Origin of the sequence: Candidatus Erwinia haradaeae (assembly GCF_900698935.1) — a bacterium.
Classification (GTDB): Bacteria; Pseudomonadota; Gammaproteobacteria; order Enterobacterales; family Enterobacteriaceae; genus Erwinia_E; species Erwinia_E haradaeae_D.
On record NZ_LR217715.1, the window covers coordinates 1 to 23451 of the forward strand.

The following is a 23451-nucleotide window of genomic DNA, read 5'->3' on the forward strand; positions in this document are numbered from 1 at the left end:
TTATCCACAGAAAACCAATCACTAATTATTATAATAATATCTCTATTTTATTATAGTTACCATTAGTTACCATTAGTTACCATTAGTTACCATTAGTTACCATTAGTTACCATTAGTTACCATTAGTTACCATTAGTTACCATTAGTTACCATTAGTTACCATTAGTTACCATTAGTTACCATTAGTTACCATTAGTTACCATTAGTTACCATTAGTTACCATTAGTTATTATGTTAGCGATGTTTGTGGTAGTATTTATTATAGTACTTTAAGCTATAGTATGACCGAAGGGTCATGTGGATATTGACCCCCCTTTATGTCGGCGCACGAATTATACCTTTTAGGAAAATATAGTAATACTACTTTGGCTTACGAGATTAGAGTGTTATGTTTTATTCGGAGTTTTTTGATATAATTGTGGTAGGTGGTGGTCACGCTGGGATTGAAGCCTCTATGGCTTCAGCTCGTATGGGTAGAAAAACGTTATTAGTCACTCATAGTATTGATACATTAGGACAACTATCTTGTAATCCAGCTATTGGTGGAATTGGTAAAGGTCATCTAGTGAAAGAAATAGATGCGCTAGGTGGTTTGATAGGAGTGGTCACCGATCAATCCGGCATTCAATTTAGAACTCTGAACGCTAGTAAAGGACCTGCTGTCCGTGCTACTCGAGCGCAAGCTGATCGTGTATTGTACCGTCAAGCAGTACGCGAGTTGTTAAAAAATCAAAAAAATTTATTAATCTTGCAGCAGGTAGTGGAAGATGTATTAATTGAGAATTGTTGTGTGATTGGCGTATTGACTAAAATGGGAGTGAAATTTCGTGCTAACGCAGTTGTGCTGACTGCTGGAACTTTTTTGGATGGTAAAATTTATGTTGGTATGCAAAGTTATGCTGGAGGTCGTGAAGGCTCTCCTGCATCTATTGCACTTTCCCATCGTTTACGCGAATTACCGTTGCAAGTTGGTCGTCTTAAAACTGGGACTCCGCCACGTATTGATGCTAAAAGTATTGCTTTGCATACATTAATTCCGCAATTTGGGTGTGTTCCTCTACCTGTATTTTCATTTTTAGGAGATATACAGCAGCATCCCGAACAAATATGCTGTTATATTACACATACGAATGAGAAAACTCATCAAATTATTCGTGATAATCTTCATTACAGTCCGATGTACAATGGATCTCTTGAGAGCATTGGACCGCGGTATTGTCCATCTATAGAAGATAAAGTCATGCGTTTTTCTGATCGTAAAGCGCATCAGGTCTTCTTAGAGCCAGAAGGGTTGACAAGTAGTGAAATGTATCCGAATGGAATCTCTACCAGTTTACCTTTTAACATACAAATTGAAATTGTACGTTCTATACATGGTATGCATAACGCGACTATTACTCGCCCAGGTTATGCTGTTGAATACGATTTTTTTGATCCATGTGGTTTAAAGAAGACCCTAGAAAGCAAGTATATAACGGGATTGTTTTTTGCTGGACAGATTAATGGTACTACTGGTTATGAGGAAGCTGCTGCACAAGGTTTATTAGCGGGCCTCAATGCCGGCAGATTTGTAAGCGGTAAAGATGGCTGGGTCCCCAGGCGTGATCAAGCTTATTTAGGTGTTTTAGTGGATGATTTATGTACTAGGGGTATTACTGAACCTTATCGTATGTTTACAGCACGAGCTGAGCACCGTCTTATTTTACGTGAAGATAATGCTGACTTGCGATTAACAGCCATGGGCCGTCAACTAGGTTTAGTGAGTGATGCACGTTGGTGGCGTTTAAATGAAAAATTAGAAAATATTGAAAAAGAGCGTCAGAGGTTGCGGAGTCTTCGAGTGCACCCTAATTCATCTTATTTATCTAAAACTGCTGTTTTGACGTGCTCTTTATTCAGCCAGGAGAGCGGGTGTAAAGAGTTATTACAAAATCCAGACTTCGCGCATAAAAAACTAATGAATTTAGATACATGTGGTTCTAGATTTCCTGATACTGAAGCTTTAGAGCAAGTAGAGATCGAGATAAAGTACGAGGGTTATATTGCTCGTCAACAGAAAGAAATTGCTAAGCATATTCAAAATGAAAATACGTTGCTTCCTGTTAATCTTGACTACAATCAAGTTCGAGGTTTATCTAATGAAGCGTTAGTTAAGCTTAAATATCATAAACCGGAATCTATTGGTCAAGCATCACGTATATCTGGTGTTACACCTGCAGCAATTTCTGTTTTGATCATTTTTTTGAAAAAAAGAGGTCTTTTAAAATCTTTTAACGTTTTTAATGTTTAACTTATTACATCTATTCGATAATAATATCGATATTTTATTCTCATATCATTAGTAATGATTCTTTTAGAGATAATGTGATAATGGTAGTAATAGTATTACTTAATAAAAATTATAGTATTACTGCAGTAAAATGGTGATCATAGAAAGTCTTTTTTATTTTTTTATTTTTAGTATTTGCTTATTTTCGATTAAACATAGTTCATCGCGCAAGATTCAAAAATTCATTATGATTCATATTTGTTATGATGATACATATATGAAATCATGAATATGATTGGTGGAGCTGACAGAATATTTTTTTATTTTGATTCTACTTGATGATTTTTAATATTTATTTATTATTTTGCATTACATTTTCTAATGTAGTGTGATGAAGTGGATCGCCTATGTTTTTTGTAAAATTTAATACTTCAATTAATAAACATATTAGATTGAATTCACTCCTCTCGTATTTTACACAAGATCGTGATTCTTTAGAAAATAATTGGATTTGATGAGATCGATTAACCGAGCGTGCAAATGTATGCGGGCTTTTTTAATCAAGAAAGGTGCTTATTATAATCCATTATAATAAATGTAAATATCTCATAAGTTGTTTATTTGTTTACTTGTTTATTTGTTTACTTGTTTATTTGTTTACTTTTTTATCATGAGTCGTGTTATTTTATATTTTTTTAGTGTGGGTGGTAATTGGTTAATTTTTAATAGAAAGATGGTGTTTCCTAATATGGATTCTCATTCACCAAGGGGAATCTTAGATTATACGAGATAGAGTCATAAGGCTGGAGATATATGGAAGATTTCTATTTTGATTTTGATGTATACATTAAAAAAACTTTCTAATGCATTTTTAATATATTCTGCATTATTAGTACATTATGTTAAATCAAAAAGCATATTGTATATGTAGGTTATTTTTATGGTAGTAGTGATATAGAATTTGTGACTCAAAGTCTTTTTCAGAATACATCATTACGCCTAGTTTATAAGATCTATTTACTATCATTTAGAGTAGAGTATTAAGATCATCGTCTCAATTGGATCGAATTAAATCTATTCAGGAGTCATGGATATTCTTAATAATTTTTAGATATACTGTTATTCTTTTTCGATATAGATCGTATTATTATTCTTAGGTTAAGTATGACAACACATTATATATTTATAACTGGTGGAGTGGTTTCCTCTTTAGGAAAGGGTATTGTTGCAGGTTCTTTAGCTGCCATCCTTGAAGCGCGTGGTTTACGAGTCACTATTATAAAATTAGATCCGTATATTAATGTTGATCCAGGAACTATGAGTCCGACACAGCACGGTGAAGTGTTTGTCACAGGTGACGGTGCGGAAACTGATTTAGATCTTGGGCATTACGAGCGTTTCATTCGTACACGAATGGGTCGTCGTAATAATTGTACTACTGGTCGTATTTACTCAGGTGTTTTACATAAAGAAAGACGCGGGGAATATCACGGTGCTACCGTACAGGTAATTCCACATATTACGAATGCTATTAAAGAGCAGATTATTGAAGGCGGTGACGGATATGGTATAGTGCTAGTAGAAATTGGAGGAACGGTGGGTGATATTGAGTCACTACCGTTCTTAGAGGCCATTCGACAAATAGCAGTAGATGTGGATCGTTCGAATACTATGTATATTCACTTAACTTTAGTGCCGTATATGGCTGCGGCAGGTGAAGTAAAAACAAAACCGACACAACATTCAGTCAAAGAACTGTTATCAATTGGCATTCAACCAGATGTGCTGATTTGTCGTTCTAGCTTTACGGTACCCGTAAATGAACGTGCTAAAATTGCACTGTTTTGCAATGTATCTGAAAAAGCCGTAATTTCTCTCAAAGACGTGAATTCTATTTATAAAATCCCAGGTATGTTACAATCACAGGGATTAGATGATTATATTTGTAAACGTTTTCATTTAGACGTACCAGAAGCTAATCTATCAGAGTGGGAGCAAGTTGTTTATCAAGAGGCTAATCCGAGCGGTGAATTGCGCATCGGTATGGTAGGAAAATATGTTGAATTACCAGATGCCTATAAATCAGTAATTGAAGCTCTTAAGCATGCCGGGTTAAAAATTCGTATGAGGGTCAATATTAAGCTCATCGATTCACAGGATATTGCATTTCATGGTATTACTCTCTTAAAAGATTTGGATGCGATTTTAATTCCTGGTGGTTTTGGTTACCGCGGAGTAGAAGGTAAATTAATTACAGCACGATATGCTCGTGAACATCAGGTACCTTATTTAGGTATTTGCTTAGGAATGCAAGTAGCGTTAATTGAGTTTGCACGTAATGTGCTCTATATGAAAGACGCTAATTCCACAGAATTTGTACCTGATTGTCGATACCCAGTAGTTGACCTTATTGCTTCATGGCGCGATTCGAAAGGCAATATTGTACATCGTACTGAACAGAGTGATTTAGGTGGAACAATGCGACTAGGTAGTCAACGGTGTCAATTAGCAAATAATAGCTTAGTACGTCGTCTTTATGGTTCGGAGATGATTATTGAGCGTCACCGTCATAGGTATGAAGTGAATAAGATGTTTTTAAAACAAATTGAAGCAGCTGGATTGCATGTCACGGGGCATTCTGGAGAGAATCAGTTAGTGGAGGTTATTGAGATTCCTTCCCACCCCTGGTTTGTTGCGTGCCAATTTCATCCAGAATTTACTTCTACGCCAAGGGAAGGGCATCCACTATTTATTGGCTTTGTAAAAGCTGCCATGTTATATCAGCAACATAATAAAAATAATACTTTGCAGAGGTAGCTGAACACATTGTAAAGATTGTATGATATGTTGTATAGTTCACATGCGTTGTCACTGATGTTCTTATGTACATACAGGTGTAATAATGTCTAAAATAATTAAAGTCCTTTCCAGAGAAATCATCGATTCTCGAGGATATCCGACAGTAGAAGCCGAGGTGCATTTGGAGGGTGGTTTTGTGGGGCTTGCAGCCGTACCTTCGGGTGCTTCTATTGGTGTACACGAAGCATTAGAATTACGTGACGGAGATATGTCGCGTTTTTTAGGCAAAGGTGTCAAGAAAGCTGTTGATACCATTAACGTGCTTATTGCTAAGGCTATTAAAGGCCACGATGCTAAAGATCAATCTTATATCGATCATATAATGATCGATTTAGATGGAACGGAAAATAAATCTAGACTAGGAACCAATGCAATTCTTGCTGTTTCCTTAGCAACGGCTAAAGCTGCTTCTGCTTCTAAGGGAATGCCATTTTATGAGCATATATCAGAATTAAATGGTACATCAGGAAAATTCTCCATGCCTTTACCAATGATTAATATTATAAACGGGGGAAAGCACGCCGATAATAACTTGGATATACAGGAGTTTATGATTCAACCTGTTAGCGCAAAAACACTAAAAGAAGCAGTGCGTATGGGTGCTGAGGTATTTCATGCATTAGGAAAAGTTCTACGTTTAAAGCACATGAGCACTACAGTGGGAGATGAAGGTGGTTACGCGCCCCGCATGCAAACTGCTTGTCATGTATTAGATATTATTGCTGAAGCAGTAGAGGTCGCAGGTTATAAATTAGGTCGTGATATCGCTTTCGCGATAGATTGTGCAGCCTCTGAGTTGTATGAAAATGGTAAATATATATTACATGGGGAGAATGATAAATCTTTGTCTTCAGCTGAGTTTACACATTTTCTTACGGACCTGACTAGAAAGTATCCTATTATTTCTATTGAGGATGGTCTGGGTGAATCTGATTGGTCTGGTTTTTTATACCAGACACAAGTGTTAGGAAGTAAAATTCAATTAGTTGGCGATGATATTTTTGTAACTAACACAAAGCTTTTACAGGAAGGAATTAAGAAAGGTATTGCTAATTCTATTTTAATTAAATTTAACCAGATTGGTTCGCTTACTGAAACATTAGCAGCAATTAAAATGGCAAAAGATGCAGGTTATACTACTATTATTTCTCATCGTTCTGGTGAAACTGAAGATGTAACAATTGCGGATCTTGCAGTTGGTACCTCTGCAGGTCAAATTAAAACTGGTTCTATGAGTCGATCGGACCGTGTGTCTAAATATAATCAACTGATTCGTATTGAAGAAGTGTTAGGTAAGCGCGCACCTTTTTATGGGATAAAAGAAGTTAAAAATCAATGATTAATTTGTGAGAAGCGTGATCCTTATCTATTAGACGCGAAATAGATAGTGTTTGTACATGTACGATATAAGTTTAAAAGGTATGTATGGTGCGCATTGATAGTGATCAATGTACAGGTAATACTAGGTGTAGTAATATACCGTATAGAGTAGATGTTTTTGTTCAGTTACGTATGTTGATTATCTAATACACAGACATCTTACTGAATATGCGTCAATTTTGATATCTACTGTATAGTAGATTTACTGATATATCTAAATACCTACTAACATTGTAATGATATTAAAATAACTATGCTTTTATAATATTTTTATATACGTGTAAATTTATCTTTTAAGGAACATGTATGTCATAATATAGCACTTTGCTTTATGTGACTTATATGATATATGATTGAGATGCACAGATATCTTTCAGGCTATAGGAGCGTAAAATGACTGACTTAACTGACTTGAATTTTGATAAAGTAGTTCTGCAAGCAGAGGGATTGATATTAGTAGATTTTTGGGCAGAATGGTGTAATCCATGCAAAATGCTTGCTCCTGTGCTGGATGAATTGGCTATCGAATATAAGGAAAAGGTAGTAGTGGTAAAATTGAATATTGATCAAAATTCTGAGGTGACATCAAAGTATAGCATTCGTAGTGTTCCTACTTTATTATTATTTAAGAATGGTCATGTAATTGCTACTAAGGTTGGTATTGCATCTAAAGGCCAACTGAAGGAATTTCTAAACGCATATTGCGGGTAAAATATTAATTGTATTGAAAAAATCTAATGACCTGATAAATTTTTCTCTGGCCGCTAGACGGTCAGGATGAACCGTGTTATTGTTACTTACACCATACATCGTACGGTGTAAGATGTACGATATTAACTGTTTAGCCTTGATCTAAACTTCACATTATATAACAAGCTCTGGATTCAGAGGGTGTCAATTTTAATTTTGACTAACATTCAGAAACCTGACGGTTGGAATGCGCTATCTTTACTTTAATTTTCTGACCACATCTCATTATTTAGATATGTACTTTTCTATACGCTATCGTTGAGCGGACTTCAAACTAGGAACTCATAGTCATACAGTACATAGGCGTAGATTTTTTTAATCTTGCTGCTAATGACTAATTACTCGATATATACCCCAAGCTTAAGAAACAAGAATCCACCATTATGAATCTTACCAACTTAAAAAATACTCTGGTTTCTGACTTAATTGTTCTTGGTGAGAATATGGGTCTCGAAAATTTGGCCCGCATTCGAAAACAGGATATTATTTTCTCTATACTCAAACAGCATGCAAAAAGCGGCGAAGATATCTTTGGGAACGGGGTTCTAGAGATATTACAGGATGGATTTGGTTTTTTACGTTCTAGCGACAGCTCGTATCTTGCTGGCCCGGATGATATTTATGTTTCCCCTAGCCAAATTCGACGATTTAATCTTCGCACTGGTGATACGATCTCCGGTAAGATTCGTCCGCCAAAAGAGGGTGAGCGCTACTTTGCATTGTTAAAGGTTAACGAAGTTAACTATGATAAACCGGAAAACGCACGTAATAAAATTCTTTTTGAAAATTTAACACCATTACATGCAAATTCGCGTTTGCGTATGGAGCGCGGTAATGGGTCTACTGAAGATTTAACAGCGCGTGTACTAGATTTAGCTGCGCCTATTGGCCGTGGACAACGTGGTTTAATTGTTGCTCCGCCTAAGGCAGGTAAAACGATATTACTGCAAAATATTGCGCAAAGTATTGCCTATAACCATCCCGAGTGTGTGTTAATGGTGCTATTAATTGATGAACGCCCCGAGGAAGTCACTGAAATGCAGCGTTTAGTTAAAGGTGAGGTTATTGCATCTACTTTTGATGAGCCTGCTTCACGTCATGTGCAAGTTGCGGAAATGGTGATTGAAAAAGCTAAACGTTTAGTAGAACATAAAAAAGATGTGATTATTTTATTAGATTCTATCACGCGCCTAGCACGTGCATACAATACTGTTGTACCTGCTTCAGGTAAGGTTTTGACTGGAGGTGTTGATGCTAATGCTTTGCATCGCCCTAAGCGTTTTTTTGGTGCGGCACGAAATGTAGAAGAAGGTGGTAGTCTAACTATCATTGCTACTGCGTTAGTAGATACTGGTTCTAAAATGGATGAAGTTATTTATGAAGAATTCAAGGGCACAGGTAATATGGAATTGCATTTAGCGCGTAAAATTTCTGAGAAACGCGTTTTTCCTGCTATTGATTATAATCGTTCTGGCACTCGTAAAGAAGAATTACTCACGTTTCCGGAAGAATTACAAAAGATGTGGATATTGCGTAAAATCATTCATCCTATGAGTGAAATTGATGCTATGGAATTTCTTATGAATAAATTATCTATGAGTAAGACTAACGATGAGTTTTTTAATATGATGAAAAGGTCATGATCAATCATCACTAGCATTCTTCAGTATAAAAAGAAAGATTTGGGTTATCTGTAGTTATGTTTTTACTTTCATATAGTAATATGCTCCTTTCGTAAAACATGTCAGGTATTTCTAGATGATGAGATGATCAGAATATTGTATAACAAATACATATATGATTTCCTCATGATGCATATTTTATATCAATATATTGTAAATATGTACTTAACAACTGAATAGTACTGGATGTTGTTAAGAGAACAATTCTTTTAATCATGTGATACTAAAATTTTTAGTGAAAAGGTATATTAATTTAAAAATGAATTACGATAGTGCAGATATTTTCTTTAAAAGACTGAGTCAAGCATGACTGATTTTATAGGAGGGTATATGTATAGAATTTTCTATCAAACATGATTGCTGTTGTTTTGTGTTACCGGACAGTTACTTCTATATGCTATTTCATACAGTGAGTTAACTAACTTTATATATATGTGTGTATTCAACGCATTTTTTTAAAGAATAATGATATATTTCATGTGGTACATAGGATGATCAAGTTTATATTTTAAATACAAAAGCAGAAGATTTTCGTACTAAAAATAAAACACAATTGCATTTCGTGATGCTTACATTGGTTGTTTTAAACCAAATACACAGTGATACATTTATGACCAATTGATAATTTTATGATAGATTATGTATCAATAAAAATTCATTTTAGTGTTAAAGTTCAGAGTAATGACTTATCGACAGTAAAGAGAATGGCGTTCTAATCTAGAAAAAATACTCAAAGATTACGAAATATTGTAGTCTAATAAAATTAGATACGGAGTCTGTATAATACATTGATGTAAGTACCAGTTATTTGATTGGATAATTATAAAAATTTATCTTCAACGTATAAAGCTTAATGCAAATTATAAATCCATTTGATACGTCGAAACATATTTAATCTGAGGTCTTTTATACCACATTATCAAGATATTGTATAAGGTATAGGTATATAGAGACGTAGTAAAATAACTGTCACAGGCATTTGTTATCTTTTGTTTAGAGAGGCTTGCACGAATATTTTTTTATCTTCCCAGCGTAATATTGTTAGATGCCCCCCCCAACAACAGCCTGTATCTAACCCAATAACGCCTTGCGGAAGGCCTTTTCCGGCTAAGGCTGCCCAATGACCAAATATGATAGTATAATCTCTTGTAATTAAACTAGGCATATTAAACCAAGGTTGAAGAGGAAATGGAGCACGGTCTGGTGGTGTTTTGGCAACCATATCTATATGGCCATCAGGAAAACAATACCTCATGCGTGTTAAAGCATTAGAACTAAAGCGTAAACGTTCGAAGCCAGCTAAGTCTTGCGACCAAAAATTTGGAGTATCCCCATACATAGATTCCAGAAATTTTACATAGGACTTGCTAATTAATACTTCTTCTACCTCACGCGCACACATACGTACTGTTTCCATATCCCATTGAGGTGTGATGCCTGCATGAGACATAATAATCTTGTTCTTTTCGTCGACTTGAAGTAGAGGTTGATGTCTTAGCCAATTGAGTAATAATTGTACGTCATGAGCTTTTAGTAAATTTTTGAGAGGGGCTTTTGGTTTCTTATAGCTTTTTCCAGCATACATAGCTAATAAATTTAGATCATGATTACCTAATACCATTTTAATGCAATGCTTAAAGGCATACAATAAACGTAAGACTTCAAGAGAATGTGGACCACGACCCACTACATCACCTGTTATCCATAATTTGTCTTCACCAGGATTAAACTGTATCTGCGAAAGTAATAACTGTAATTCATGATAACATCCATGGATATCACCAATCAAGTACGTGCTCATTGATAAACCACTAGAGACAAAATAGACAAGAAGAGATAGATAACATATCTACCAGATGCACATAATGTATGAAAACTATAGTATCTGCTTCTTATATGTTTTTTTGATAAAAGCAGTCATTATATGTTATAGATGGCAGCTTATTATTTTATTTATATCATTATACATAATATATTAATGTATGGAGTGTATCTAGATATATCTGATCTTATTTGTGTCATATTCCAATATCTATTCACAGAAATCATAAATTATAAAAATTTTATGCAAGTGCATAGTAGAAATACGTTAAGTAGTTCATGGTAGCCGTCATGATGCATGTATCGTAAAATACCTGACATGTAGTATCGAATATTAATTTATAACGTTAATAATAAAAATTATTTTTGTAATCGAGCTCAGAGCCCATATCGTTTTTATTCTAATTTTTACACCTTATAATTCACAGAGAATAATTTTAAAGTTATTTGATGAAGAATGAATATCTTGGTATATGCGTTAAGAGCACATAGAGCTTTGCTATATCAATGCAAGTGTCAACATACAGATGTTTGTGCGATAGTTACATAATAAATTAGATTATCGTGCTGATGCTCAATATAATATTGACATGGTAAATCAGTGGTTAATATATTTATTAAAGCATACAAATATTACACTATGTCGTATATGAATATGTATTTTATATTTTCTATAGTATTTTATGCGCTTTTTTAGAGATGGTGTAAATATTTTTATCGGTGTCCTATCTTATATTTTTAACTACAGATCTTTATCTTACACGATCAAATGGTGTACATATGCCTTGTCATGTAATGCGTAGTACGCGCAGCGTCTTATTACAGACGCTCTTTGATCCGCGCAGCCTTACCAGTACGTGTACGTAGGTAGTATAACTTAGCTTTTCGTACTGCCCCGTGACGTTTAACTGTCATACTATTAATCATGGGTGAATGTGTTTGAAAAACACGCTCTAATCCCTCTCCGTTAGAGATTTTACGTAGTGTAAACGCAGAGTTTAACCCTCTGTTACGAATAGCAATCACCACACCATCAAAAGTTTGTAAGCGTTTCTTGATACCTTCAAAAACCCATACTACTACTTCTAGTGAATCGCCAACACGGAATACAGGGACGTCTCGTTTTAGTTGTTCCTCTTCAATCTTTTTAATTATATCACTCATGATTGTATCTCTAATAGTAGATAAGTGAACGCCATAAGGAATTTTTAATCCTTTGACAATTGGTTAATATTATGATTCTCAGCCTGAAACTCAGTCAGTAATATTTTTTGTTCTTCTGTTAAAAATAATTTTTTTAGTAGTTCTGGTCGACGCAGCCAAGTACGACCAATGGATTGTTTCAGGCGCCAACGACGAATTTTCTCATGATGTCCTGACAACAACACAGAGGGGACCTGAGCTCCTTCTAACTCTTCTGGTTGAGTGTAGTGTGGATAATCGAGTAAACCATTACAAAATGAATCTTGCATGGCGGAATCGTGTTTGCCGAGTACACCGGGCAATAATCTAGAAATGGCATCAATAAGTATCATAGCTGGTAACTCTCCTCCACTTAGTACATAATCACCGATAGACCATTCTTCATCAATATCATTTTGAATCAGTCGTTCATCGATTCCTTCATAGCGACCACATACTAAAGTCAGGTTGAGATTTTTGGCTAATTCAGATACACCATTGTGATCGAGTGTACGCCCTTGAGGTGAGAGGTAGATGACCTTATGGTGTACACCTGATGCATTTTGAGCGGCACGAATAGCATCGCGTAACGGTTGTAGCATCATCAGCATTCCGGGACCTCCACCATATGTATGTCCATCGACGGTGCGATGTTTATCACATGTAAAATCACGCGGATTCCAGATGTGCAGTTTTATTAAACCGTTCTGTATTGCTCGTCTAGTGACTCCATGGTTAGTAATGGCACAAAACATTTGAGGAAATAGACTAATCACACCGATCCACATATTTGTCTCTAGATCATAATATTTATATTAGCTAATCGAATCATGATTTTTAGAAATCTTAATCCCAATCAACATAAATCATACGAGTTTTCAAGTTTATATTTTTGATCACCTTTTGATGAAGAAACGGGATTAACCGTTCTTTTATCTTATCACGAACTGTAAAATTAGTATGTACGATAAGTACATCATTGGAACCAGTTTCGATAATTTGAATTACCACGCCTAGCACAGTATCTTGAGTATTTATAACTTGACACCCTATAAGGTCTTTCCAGTAATATTCTCCTTCTAAAAGAAGAGGAAGCTGGTTATTGTGTATAATTATTTTTTGGTTAGTTAATTGTTCTTTGGCGATCTCAGGATGATTTATGCCCTTAATTTTTACAATTATTTGATGATGGTGCAGTGTCCATCTTTCAATCTCTACAATACTCCATTTCCCTGCTTTATGTATAAACCAGGGCTGATAAGTAAAAATATTAGTTTGAACTTCAGTGGAAGAAAAAACTTTCAGCCAACCATAAGTACCATGAGGAGAACCAATTGTCCCGATAATTAATGCATGAATGGGGTGCTGTTGGAGTTCAGAGAGCACTGTGTTCATTTAACGGTTTGTAGGTTATGATTCTGTTTTTTTGCTCTTTTAATTAGCGTGTGGACACGATTAGATACATTAGCGCCCTTACTTGTCCAAATATCAATGCGGTCTAAATTTAGATGTAGTGCTGTTGCATGGTTAGAAGAGATGGGGTTAAAAAATCCAATTCGTTCAATAAAGCGACCATCGCGTGGATTACGATTGTCTGTGACGATGACTTGATAAAACGGACGTTTTTTTGCGCCATGACGCGCTAAGCGAATTTTTACCATAAAACCCTCTTTAATAAGTTAAAATTAATTATCTTTATCACATAATAAGATTCTGTGTGAAGCAGAAAACCCATTGTTCAATAACATATTCTGTGATGTGTTATTATGTTCAGTCGTCAGCAGTCTATATCTCTGTGATTATGAAGTGAATGGGATAGCATCTATTATCACTGATAATTATGAGTAATATCAGACTTTTATATGTGTCTTTATCACAATAGGTTAATAAACTTTGCTCAGCTTGCTATGTATAGCACACTTAGCCTAATTGTTTACGGGCGTTACGAAATATACGCATCCATGGGCCATCTACCCCCCATTTTTCTGGATGCCATGAATGAGTAATTGTACGATATACTCTCTCTGGGTGTGGCATCATAATCGTCACGCGTCCGTTTTCACTAGTTACTGCTGCAATTCCTCGCGGAGAGCCGTTTGGATTAGCTGGATACTGTTCAGTGATATTACCAAAATTATCTATAAAGCGTATCGCTACTAATTGTTTTTTTTCTAATTGTGTTAGTTGTGTGTCGTGACGAACTTCCGCGTAACCTTCTCCATGTGATACTGCGATAGGCATTCGCGAACCAATCATTCCCTCCAGTAAAAGAGATGAGCTGTTGGATATTTCAACAAGACTAAATCGACTTTCAAAGCACTCTGATTTATTATGGACAAAGCGAGGCCAGTCTTGGCTGCCTGGGATGAGTGCTCTTAAATTAGATAGCATTTGACACCCGTTACACACACCCAGTGTTAAAGTCTGTGGGTGTTGGAAGAATTGTGAAAACTCATCATGTAGGCGATGATTAAGTAAAATAGACTTGGCCCACCCTTCACCCGCTCCTAGTACATCCCCATAAGAAAATCCTCCACAGGCCGCTAGAACGTGGATTCCTCTTAGGCTCCGAGACCCCGATATGAGATCACTCATATGTATATCGATAGCTTCAAAACCAGCTTCGTGGAAAGCAGCGGCCATTTCAACGTGAGAATTAACACCTTGTTCACGTAATACGGCTACTTTTGGTCGCGATCTACTTGTTATAAATGGTGCTGCAATATCTTCTTGCGGGTCAAAGGTAAGGAGAGCATGAAGTCCTGGATCTTGGTTATTCATCTTACTGATATGCTCTTGATCTGCACAGATTGGATTATCTCGAATGCGTTGTATTTGCCAAGTCGTTTCTGCCCACCAGGTACGTAGAGCGATGCGACTCTCGCGATATATGACGGATTGACCCTGCGATATGCTAAAGATATCACCTGGAGTAGCTTTTCCAAGTATATGCACACACGGCATGAGATGAGAGTCTTCGAGCACTTTCTTGACTGCTGTTAGGTCGATAGATTTTACCTGAATTACTGCACCTAGTTCTTCATTAAATAATACTGAAATGACGTGATTGCTCATTGTTGTAATATCCACATCAACACCGCAGTGACCAGCAAAAGCCATTTCTGCTAATGTGATGAAAAGCCCGCCATCTGAACGATCATGATAAGCTAGTATATAATTCTTAGAAAGTAATGTTTGCATGGCTTTCCAAAAATTTGCTAGTTGTGTTACATCTCGTATATCTGCTGGTTTATCTCCTAACTGACGATAGACTTGTGCTAATGCTGTAGCACCCATGGCATTACAACCATTACCCAGGTCAATTAGTAATAGGGTATTATCACAGATCTTGAGTTGCGGTGTGACAGTTTTGCGAATATCTTCTACGCGTGCAAATGCAGTAATTATTAGGGACACAGGAGCGGTTATTATGTGTTCTTCGTTGTTATCATTCCAGCGTGTTTGCATAGACAAAGAATCTTTACCGACTGGAATGGTAATACCTAGTTTGGGACATAACTCATTGCTCACTGCTTGAACTACTTCGTATAAACCAGCATCTTCACCCGGATAAGAGGTGGCGGCCATCCAGTTTGCTGATAGTTTTACACGAGTGATTGGACCAATCTGTGTTGCCACAATATTAGTGAGAGCTTCACCTACCGCTAAGCGACCAGAAGCGGCATAATCTAATAAAGAGACTGGAGCTCGCTCTCCAATTGCAATAGCTTCACCACAATAGCAATCGCGTTCTAAACTAGCGCTGGTGACCGCACAGTCAGCAACAGGTAGTTGCCATGGCCCAACCATTTGGTCACGCACAACCATTCCTCCAATAGAACGATCGCAAATTGTAACTAAGAATGTTTTTTCTGCCACTGCAGGTAAATGCAATATACGATATACCGCGTCAGCAAGAGAGATGCCCTCAGATATTAGCGGTGTGCTGGTCCTTTTTAATGTGGAGACGTTACGCGTAAGTTTGAGCGTGTGGTTAAATAGGACATCGATGGGAATATCAATGACAGTGGTGTCAAAATGATTGTCAAAAAGCGATAGATTTTTATCTGTAGTAGCTTCTCCAATCACGGAATATGGTGTACGTTCACGTTGACATATTGTATCGAAGAGTGGTAATTGTTCACTAGAGATAGCTATCAAATATCTCTCTTGTGATTCATTACACCATATTTCTAATGGACTCATACCGGGTTCATTACTTAAGATGTGACGCAAATTAAACATACCACCACACTGACTATGATGCAGCATTTCTGGTAAAGCATTGGAAATGCCACCAGCACCTATATCATGAATAGATAAAATTGGGTTTTGGTTCTTTAATTGCCAACAACGGTCAATGACTTCCTGGCATCGACGTTCCATTTCGGGGTTATCACGTTGTACGGATGCAAAATCATTATCTGCATTGGACTGCCCGGAGGTTACTGAAGAAGCTGTGCCTCCACCTAAACCAATTTTCATTGCCGGACCACCTAAAATAATAATTTTGTCGCCCATTTTAATTTTGCATTTCTTTACATGATCCGCACGAATATTACCAATACCCCCGACAAGCATGATTGGTTTATGATAGCCACGTATTTCAAAACCATGATGACTTTGAATGCGTTCTTCATAAGTACGAAAGTATCCGCTCAGCATCGGCCGACCAAATTCATTATTAAATGCAGCTCCACCAAGGGATCCTTCAATGATGATATCGAGTGCATTACTAATATTATTTGGCTTTCCAAAGTGCTCTTCCCATGGTTGTTGAAACCCTGGGATGCATAGGTTAGATACAGAAAAGCCTGATAATCCCGCTTTAGGTTTGGCTCCACGTCCAGTTGCGCCTTCATCACGAATTTCACCACCTGCACCAGTGGCAGCTCCCGGCCACGGGGAAATAGCTGTTGGATGATTATGTGTTTCTACCTTCATGACAATATGTGTGATTTCCGGATGAAATTCATAGCAACCCTGTTGATTAGCATAAAATCGACCAATTCTAGATCCTTCCATAACTGCTGCGTTATCTCTATAAGCTGACAGAATGTAATCTGGAGTTTTTGTGAAGGTATGTTGAATCAGCGCAAAGAGTGATTTATTTTTTTTCTTACCATTAATAATCCAATGAGAATTAAAGATTTTATGACGACAGTGCTCAGAATTCATCTGTGCAAACATATAAAGCTCAACATCTGTTGGGTTGCGTTGCAGGTGGTTGAACACTGCCATAAGGTAATCAATTTCACCTTCCGAAAGTGCTAGATTGAGCATTTCGTTAGTTTGTACTAGTATTTCTCTTCCTTGATGTAGTGTGTCAATATATTCAAGAGAGCATGGAGAGTGATGTATAAATAAAGATTTCGCGTCGTGCAGGTCGGTTAAGATGCTCTCTGTCATGGGATCATACAGTAATTTTCCTATCTCTTGCCACTGAGTGGCGGTCAAGGATGATGGTGCGATATAGAAGGTTTTTCCACGCTCTATACGTTGGATTGCAGTTAATGAGCAGTGGTGTGCAATCTCAGTGGCTTTTGAAGACCACGTCGAAAGAGTGCCGGGTCGTGGAGTTACAATTAATATTTGACCTTCCGGCACACACTGATCTCGAGTAGGGCCATATTGTAAGAGATGCTGTAAAATGGTCTGTTGGTGTTGGTTGAGAGGTGCGCTCATGTGTACAAAATGGGTGTATTCCGCATAAATCTTACTCACCGGAAGATTTTTTTTCTGAAAGCAGTTTAGTAATTTTTTAATCTTGCTGACGGATAGTGCGGGTGGACCTGGCAGAATTTCTATCATCATGAAAGGTCTCTTAAATTTTCAAAACTCATAGGTGGCTATATTTACTAGATCTTAGGAAGACGCATTGTTATTAAGATGGCTAGTGTATTTAAAATCTGTTTATGTAATCGCTGATTTATATAGATTGTGGAAGACAGACACAAAAACAGTAGAACATTGGACAGATCAAGAAGTTGAAAAACTTGGATTAGAAATCAAATTCTCTCTATTGTAAAATGACCAAGAGGTTGTGACAGAGATACCTTTAGGGTAATTCTACGAGAGACATCTCATTTAGATATTATCACGTGTACTAACCAAGATTGTTATTGGATCAATATAAATTCATGCTGTTAGTTATTAGTGGTTATAGTAGTCATCGTAGAGGTGATTTAACTAATCTTTTTTGATTTCAAGGAAATTTTGTCTTTTTTTGAGAACCCCAGTGTTTTAAATAAGTATAACTATAAATCACGGTTGGTGATTTTTGCGGTTATTGTGGATCAGCTAGCATCACTTCAAAAATATTATCTTTCTCTGGCTAGTAAAATATTGTCGTTTTAAAATAAGTACTGTGTATTTTATTGCAATAGAATGCACTACATGATTTAACTTAAGAGTCTTCCTCATAATAGGAATAGCCTGTATAATAAATATTATATAAGATGCTGTGTGTTTAATGGTTGGTGAGCTTAATGGTGACTTAATGAATACCAGATTAAATATTAATAACTGTATGTGGAGAGACCTACAATAAACAATATTTTTCTCATATATTTATCTATATACACGCGTCACTTTATGTGAGATAAAAAGCGAGTATGCATGTTATTCTTAAGATTGTCATATGGTTATTAAAGACGGACTCTTAGCATATAGTATAATACTTGTTCGTAATATTGTATAGGGGGTATTAACTCTCTAGAGAACTATTATCTAGGAAACGAACGGACTCTCTACTCATAGCGTTTGGTTAACTACAGTAATTAAAGCTGTTGCAAAAATGCATTTTTTTCATAATTTTATAGCAGAACTATTTTCAGTATAGTCGCACTCTATTTTAATTACTACAATATGATCTATTTTCATCTTGTATATATTATAAATATTTTTATTATTTTATTAAGACAAGCGAGTGAAAAATTCAGGTGTTATGATATACGAAACAGTATACTATAAAAAATAGTATATGACTATCGATGTTATACTTAGATATAAATTTGCTTTTTAAAGGAATATGCTAAAGTTTTTGTGTACAAAAACAATATGATCTATATTATGGGGTATTTAATCAATCTATATAAATATAAATCAATATTTTGAGAATTTTATTATAAAAATTCTGCTGAGGAATGCAAAGGGCATTCTACATCATAAAATGTATTTACTAAACATAGATCGCATATATATCGTTAGGAATAATTGATTTCATCATCACAAATACTGCAAATCTAAACAACATGCATATATAAAATATATGTGTTCAACTTTTATGCATAACCATATTCGTATATACGGATACTTAGGCATGACATGAGGATGTATGACAAGTTGCTATGTTGCTATATAAAATAGTATATTGTAGTAATGCTTTTACCTGATGTCTCTGAGGGGATATGAATAATATTCATTAGTGATTAATAGATATTGTGTATCTATATTAACTAATTCTATATATAAGAATATCATTATTTTGATTTTTCATCTTAAATAGTTATCCTAGAATAGGGAATGTTGTTCTAATTAGATATAAATCTATAGATGCACACATAAAGCATTGAGTCAGATCAGATGAATGTTACTGATATTAAGGTGGCATTATTTATCCGTTAGTTTTTTTTGTGTTCGTTTTTGATAAAAAAAGTGAGTGAGAAGATTAGAGCACTCTTTGTGTAGTATACAACACTGGACCTGTACACGATGATTCATTTCTGCAGACCCTAATATATTTAGACAGGAACTTGTTGCACCAGTTTTAAAATTATGGGCCCCGTATACTAGTCGACTTACGCGACTATAAACTATTGCACCAGCACACATAGCACAAGGCTCAAGAGTGACGTATAGAGTAGTTTCTGTTAGACGGTAGTTACGTAGTATTTGTCCACCTTGGCGTAATGCTATTATTTCAGCATGCGCAGTGGGATCATGGGATTGAATCGGTTGGTTCCAACCTGTACCAATTATTTTGTTTTTTAGTACTAAGATGGCTCCAATGGGAATTTCGCCCTGATTTTGAGCATAATTTGCAAGTAGGATAGCGTGATGCATCCAGTGCTCGTCATTATCATACATCCATGCAAAACCTCGAGTAATATAGATAGTTTAAATATGTTTCTATGTAGTTATTTATAGAGTCATTTTATGAAGTAATAAAATTTTATAGCAATTTAGCATTATTTTCAGATTTTATATGCTTAGTATCGCTACATGTATCAGAGAAGGAAATCAATGATAAATTGTTTTTTTTCAAAATATTGTCTAGTAGGTTTTTTGTGGTCTTTGCGTTAAACAAGGTAGATTGTGGCTATGTGCTATAAAACGAAATGTACTCCATAAGGAGTATATAGGTGCATTTTTTATAAGTACAATATTGTGATATAATCATAGTATATAGTCTCTGACTGAGAGAATGTTCATTCTATTAGATATATAGGTGTTTTTTGAGGTTTGTTTTTTAGGATGTCAATATGGAAGTAAAGAGATGTCTATCAACATCAACATCGTGGACAAAACATACAGATAACTATAATAAAGGATGGATATATTATCCGCGCTGAATAATGCCGAATCTATTCGTAATAGATGTTTGATCAATAGAGAAAAATTATTATTGTCGATGTCTTATTTTTACTTAATGAATTTTATGCGCATGATGTGAGAGATAATGTAACTTGCGATATTTTGTGTTTTTGTTTATTAGAGCACAGGCGTACCTGGTGTTTGTAATCACAAAGTGTGATACACCGTTATCTACGGTTTTAACTACTCATGTCCGTTGCAAGGTTGTCTATGGTTTATAAGTGTAGATGCATAGTAGTGATTTTCTAATGAGGACATAGGACAAAAATGTAGGCGTGGTGATATTCTAGTAAGAAATATCATAGAAGTATAATGATGATAGTTTCATTTTCTATCGATACGAATATACTAAGAACTATTTTCTTATTATAGATGCTTCAGTTATTTATAGTGTTAGTGAGTAGTGATAGGTATCTTATCATTCAATAAACATATAACATAAGCAGAGACTTTTATGTTATTTTTTGGTTTGTTTTCTTTTTTTTCTGCTATTTTACGATATTGTGTCGATTGGATAAAACCAGGAGTGCGTGTTGATTTTAGAGGTGGGGATATTAGAAATATGTTTGGTTTTATATTTAGCAATATAAGGTGTTTTTTATTTAGTGTCAATGGCTTTCCAGACACTTTATTGTATGTCTCCAATGTGCTTAGCTCCCTTTAATATGATATTCACAATTAAGTATAAGCAATATGCAGTTGGAAATCTATCACGATGCATGATGAGCTAAAAAAGAAAGCTGGCTGGGCTGCACTAAAATACGTTACGTCAGGCACTATTATTGGTGTAGGCACTGGTTCCACTATTTCATATTTTATTGATGCCTTGGCTTCCATGAAGCATGAGATTATCGGTGCAGTATCTAGTTCGGAGACATCAAGCGCTAGACTACAAGCATATGGTATTCCTGTTATGGATCTCAATGATGTGAATATTCTATCTCTTTATGTTGATGGTGCTGATGAAATCAACAAGCAGTTACAAATGATTAAGGGAGGTGGGGCAGCGTTAACTCGAGAGAAGATCATTGCAGCCGTTTCTGATTGTTTTGTGTGTGTTGTCGATTCTTCTAAGCAGGTTGATACCCTAGGGCGTGTGCCTCTACCGGTAGAAGTGATCCCAATGGCGCGCGCATATGTTGCTCGTCAACTGATCAGGTTAGGTGGGCGTCCAGAATATCGTCAGAATGTTGTTACTGATAATGGGAATATTATTTTAGATGTGTATCATCTTAATATGAGCCACCCGATTCAGCTAGAAAAATCCATCAATGCTCTAACTGGTGTGGTGACAGTCGGATTGTTTGCTCATAGGGGGGCTGATGTTGCACTTATTGGGAGGGCTCAGGGGGTGCAGGTGATCACAAAGACCACGCAGAATTCAGACAATATAATCTTTTACTCAGATGCTTGAAGATTCTCGTGTGTATAGCAATAATATGTTGACAGTTCAAGAGTGCTTGCGCAATGCAAGTATTTATCTTATCTATTCAGACTGAATTTTCTCCTACAAAACTATTTTTGTATTTTATTGGTGCCTATTTCTTAACCTTTTAGGTTGGTATTAGCTATGATTTTATTGGTATCAGCTGACTATGATAGCCTTCATGTGTAATTTTAAAATGCATCATTCTTATTTGCTTTTTCCTCCATTTGATCCAGTCATTTTGACTCTTGGACCAGTATCATTACATTGGTATGGATTGATGTATGTTATTAGTTTTATGTTAGTGCGATGGATGGCTAGACGTCGAGTGAATCTATATGATTATAGTTGGAACAAAGAAGATGTAGATCATCTAATTTATTTAGGGTTTTTGGGGGTTATTTTTGGGGGTCGATTAGGCTATACATTATTTTATAATTTTTCTGTATTTCTGCATCACCCTATGTGTGTTTTTCAAGTCTGGTATGGTGGTATGTCGTTCCATGGCGGACTCATAGGCGTTATGATAGCTATATGGATATTTTCCCGTCGTGCTCAATGTCATTTTTTTGCAGTCTCTGATTTTATAGCACCGTTAATGCCACTGGGGTTAGGTGCGGGTCGTCTAGGTAATTACATTAATGGTGAATTATGGGGGAGAGTGAGCCCTAACCTACCTTGGGCGATGTTGTTTCCTGGTTCGTATACTGAAGATATTAAGTTAGCAGTTCATCACCCGGAATGGCAGCAACTGATCATAGATTGCGGAGCATTACCGCGTCATCCTTCGCAGTTATATGAGGCTTTTTTAGAAGGTTTAGTCCTCTTTATCATTTTGCACTTTTTCATTTCTAATCGGCGCCGTCCTGTGGGTGCGGTTTCTGCTTTATTCTTAATATTATATAGTGTGTTTCGTATTTTTGTGGAGTTTTTTCGACAACCTGATCAGCAGATTGGTTTATTCTATGGTATTAGTATTGGTCAGGCTCTTTCATTTCCGATGTTGATTTCGGGAGTAGTCATGATGTTAATGGCATACAATGAGAAGAAAAGGCTCTTATAACACATGTTAAATCAATAAGGACAATTAAAGTGGATAGACAATATTATTGTGCAGACTTACCGTGATCTACATTGTCATGTACACGAATGAATTGCAATATACACTATCGTTTTATTAAGAAAAAGAATCTATTGAGATATATGGAGTTATTAAGATAAAAGAATATGAGCGATAGGTAAGTGGCGTTTAGGCATTTATCTAGACTCTTTATGGTGAATAAGATTTGTTGTTTACTTCGGTAAAGTGGCGATATTCTATTCAGTTCATGGTGAGTTTAGACTCAGCGGGTTTTAAGGTGCGTGTTCTAATGGTAATGTGGAGAGCACAATAGAAATAAAACATTTTTTTGATGTAGATAGGGTTTTGAGAGCAATCATGATAGAAATTATCAAAAAGGAGTAAGCGTAATTATGTAATGTGTTTA

Annotated in this window: 14 protein-coding genes; 7 read left to right on the top strand and 7 right to left on the bottom strand. The window is 35.9% G+C overall.

What is annotated here, in order from left to right; translation table 11 throughout:
• Positions 1–388: 388 nt before the first annotated feature.
• The 5 genes from mnmG (at position 389) to rho (ending at position 8901) form a co-directional block, all read left to right on the top strand.
• Positions 389–2290, top strand: a complete 1902-nt coding sequence (gene mnmG / locus ERCIKOCA2762_RS00005) for a tRNA uridine-5-carboxymethylaminomethyl(34) synthesis enzyme MnmG (RefSeq protein ID WP_157988197.1) — start codon at positions 389–391, stop codon at positions 2288–2290.
• Positions 2291–3433: 1143 nt separating this feature from the next.
• The gene (locus ERCIKOCA2762_RS00010) at positions 3434–5086 is read left to right on the top strand and encodes a CTP synthase (RefSeq protein ID WP_157988198.1); all 1653 of its coding nucleotides are present in this window, start codon (positions 3434–3436) and stop codon (positions 5084–5086) included.
• 85 nt (positions 5087–5171) lie between these two features.
• Positions 5172–6467, top strand: coding sequence for a phosphopyruvate hydratase (gene eno, locus ERCIKOCA2762_RS00015; protein WP_157988199.1), 1296 nt, complete (start codon positions 5172–5174; stop codon positions 6465–6467).
• A 434-nt stretch (positions 6468–6901) separates the two neighbouring features.
• On the top strand, positions 6902–7219 hold the full coding sequence (trxA, locus tag ERCIKOCA2762_RS00020; RefSeq protein WP_157988200.1) for a thioredoxin TrxA: 318 nt from the start codon (positions 6902–6904) through the stop codon (positions 7217–7219).
• Between the two features lie 422 nt (positions 7220–7641).
• Positions 7642–8901: a transcription termination factor Rho gene (rho, locus tag ERCIKOCA2762_RS00025; protein WP_157988201.1), complete on the top strand. Its 1260-nt coding sequence runs from the start codon at positions 7642–7644 to the stop codon at positions 8899–8901.
• Positions 8902–9922: 1021 nt separating this feature from the next.
• On the opposite strand, the gene apaH is transcribed toward rho, so the two are convergent.
• The 7 genes from apaH to tadA all read right to left on the bottom strand — a co-directional run bounded on the left by apaH (position 9923) and on the right by tadA (position 20031).
• The gene (gene apaH / locus ERCIKOCA2762_RS00030) at positions 9923–10741 is read right to left on the bottom strand and encodes a bis(5'-nucleosyl)-tetraphosphatase (symmetrical) ApaH (protein WP_157988202.1); all 819 of its coding nucleotides are present in this window, start codon (positions 10739–10741) and stop codon (positions 9923–9925) included.
• A gap of 839 nt (positions 10742–11580) precedes the next feature.
• On the bottom strand, positions 11581–11925 hold the full coding sequence (gene rplS / locus ERCIKOCA2762_RS00035; protein WP_157988203.1) for a 50S ribosomal protein L19: 345 nt from the start codon (positions 11923–11925) through the stop codon (positions 11581–11583).
• Between the two features lie 44 nt (positions 11926–11969).
• On the bottom strand, positions 11970–12731 hold the full coding sequence (gene trmD, locus ERCIKOCA2762_RS00040) for a tRNA (guanosine(37)-N1)-methyltransferase TrmD (protein WP_157988204.1): 762 nt from the start codon (positions 12729–12731) through the stop codon (positions 11970–11972).
• Positions 12732–12789: 58 nt separating this feature from the next.
• Positions 12790–13338, bottom strand: coding sequence for a ribosome maturation factor RimM (gene rimM / locus ERCIKOCA2762_RS00045; RefSeq protein WP_157988205.1), 549 nt, complete (start codon positions 13336–13338; stop codon positions 12790–12792).
• A complete protein-coding gene (rpsP, locus tag ERCIKOCA2762_RS00050) occupies positions 13335–13604 on the bottom strand; it encodes a 30S ribosomal protein S16 (protein WP_157988206.1) in 270 nt (89 codons plus the stop codon). Before rpsP ends, rimM begins: the two co-directional genes overlap by 4 nt.
• 259 nt (positions 13605–13863) lie before the next feature.
• Entirely contained in the window at positions 13864–17751 is a 3888-nt protein-coding gene (purL, locus tag ERCIKOCA2762_RS00055; protein WP_232043111.1) for a phosphoribosylformylglycinamidine synthase, read from the bottom strand.
• 1803 nt (positions 17752–19554) lie between these two features.
• The gene (tadA, locus tag ERCIKOCA2762_RS00060; RefSeq protein ID WP_157988207.1) at positions 19555–20031 is read right to left on the bottom strand and encodes a tRNA adenosine(34) deaminase TadA; all 477 of its coding nucleotides are present in this window, start codon (positions 20029–20031) and stop codon (positions 19555–19557) included.
• A gap of 1222 nt (positions 20032–21253) precedes the next feature.
• Here tadA and rpiA point away from each other — a divergent pair.
• Together rpiA and lgt are read left to right on the top strand one after the other, a co-directional pair.
• Positions 21254–21952, top strand: coding sequence for a ribose-5-phosphate isomerase RpiA (gene rpiA / locus ERCIKOCA2762_RS00065; protein WP_157988208.1), 699 nt, complete (start codon positions 21254–21256; stop codon positions 21950–21952).
• 208 nt (positions 21953–22160) lie between these two features.
• The gene (gene lgt / locus ERCIKOCA2762_RS00070; RefSeq protein WP_157988209.1) at positions 22161–23027 is read left to right on the top strand and encodes a prolipoprotein diacylglyceryl transferase; all 867 of its coding nucleotides are present in this window, start codon (positions 22161–22163) and stop codon (positions 23025–23027) included.
• Positions 23028–23451: the final 424 nt, after the last annotated feature.

Excerpts from the sequence above, each read along its gene's own strand:
- mnmG (WP_157988197.1), top strand. The coding sequence starts at position 389 with ATGTTTTATTCGGAGTTTTTTGATATAATTGTGGTAGGTGGTGGTCAC.
- ERCIKOCA2762_RS00010 (WP_157988198.1), top strand. The coding sequence starts at position 3,434 with ATGACAACACATTATATATTTATAACTGGTGGAGTGGTTTCCTCTTTA.
- eno (WP_157988199.1), top strand. The coding sequence starts at position 5,172 with ATGTCTAAAATAATTAAAGTCCTTTCCAGAGAAATCATCGATTCTCGA.
- trxA (WP_157988200.1), top strand. The coding sequence starts at position 6,902 with ATGACTGACTTAACTGACTTGAATTTTGATAAAGTAGTTCTGCAAGCA.
- rho (WP_157988201.1), top strand. The coding sequence starts at position 7,642 with ATGAATCTTACCAACTTAAAAAATACTCTGGTTTCTGACTTAATTGTT.
- apaH (WP_157988202.1), bottom strand. The coding sequence starts at position 10,741 with ATGAGCACGTACTTGATTGGTGATATCCATGGATGTTATCATGAATTA.
- rplS (WP_157988203.1), bottom strand. The coding sequence starts at position 11,925 with ATGAGTGATATAATTAAAAAGATTGAAGAGGAACAACTAAAACGAGAC.
- trmD (WP_157988204.1), bottom strand. The coding sequence starts at position 12,731 with ATGTGGATCGGTGTGATTAGTCTATTTCCTCAAATGTTTTGTGCCATT.
- rimM (WP_157988205.1), bottom strand. The coding sequence starts at position 13,338 with ATGAACACAGTGCTCTCTGAACTCCAACAGCACCCCATTCATGCATTA.
- rpsP (WP_157988206.1), bottom strand. The coding sequence starts at position 13,604 with ATGGTAAAAATTCGCTTAGCGCGTCATGGCGCAAAAAAACGTCCGTTT.
- tadA (WP_157988207.1), bottom strand. The coding sequence starts at position 20,031 with ATGTATGATAATGACGAGCACTGGATGCATCACGCTATCCTACTTGCA.
- rpiA (WP_157988208.1), top strand. The coding sequence starts at position 21,254 with ATGCATGATGAGCTAAAAAAGAAAGCTGGCTGGGCTGCACTAAAATAC.
- lgt (WP_157988209.1), top strand. The coding sequence starts at position 22,161 with ATGCATCATTCTTATTTGCTTTTTCCTCCATTTGATCCAGTCATTTTG.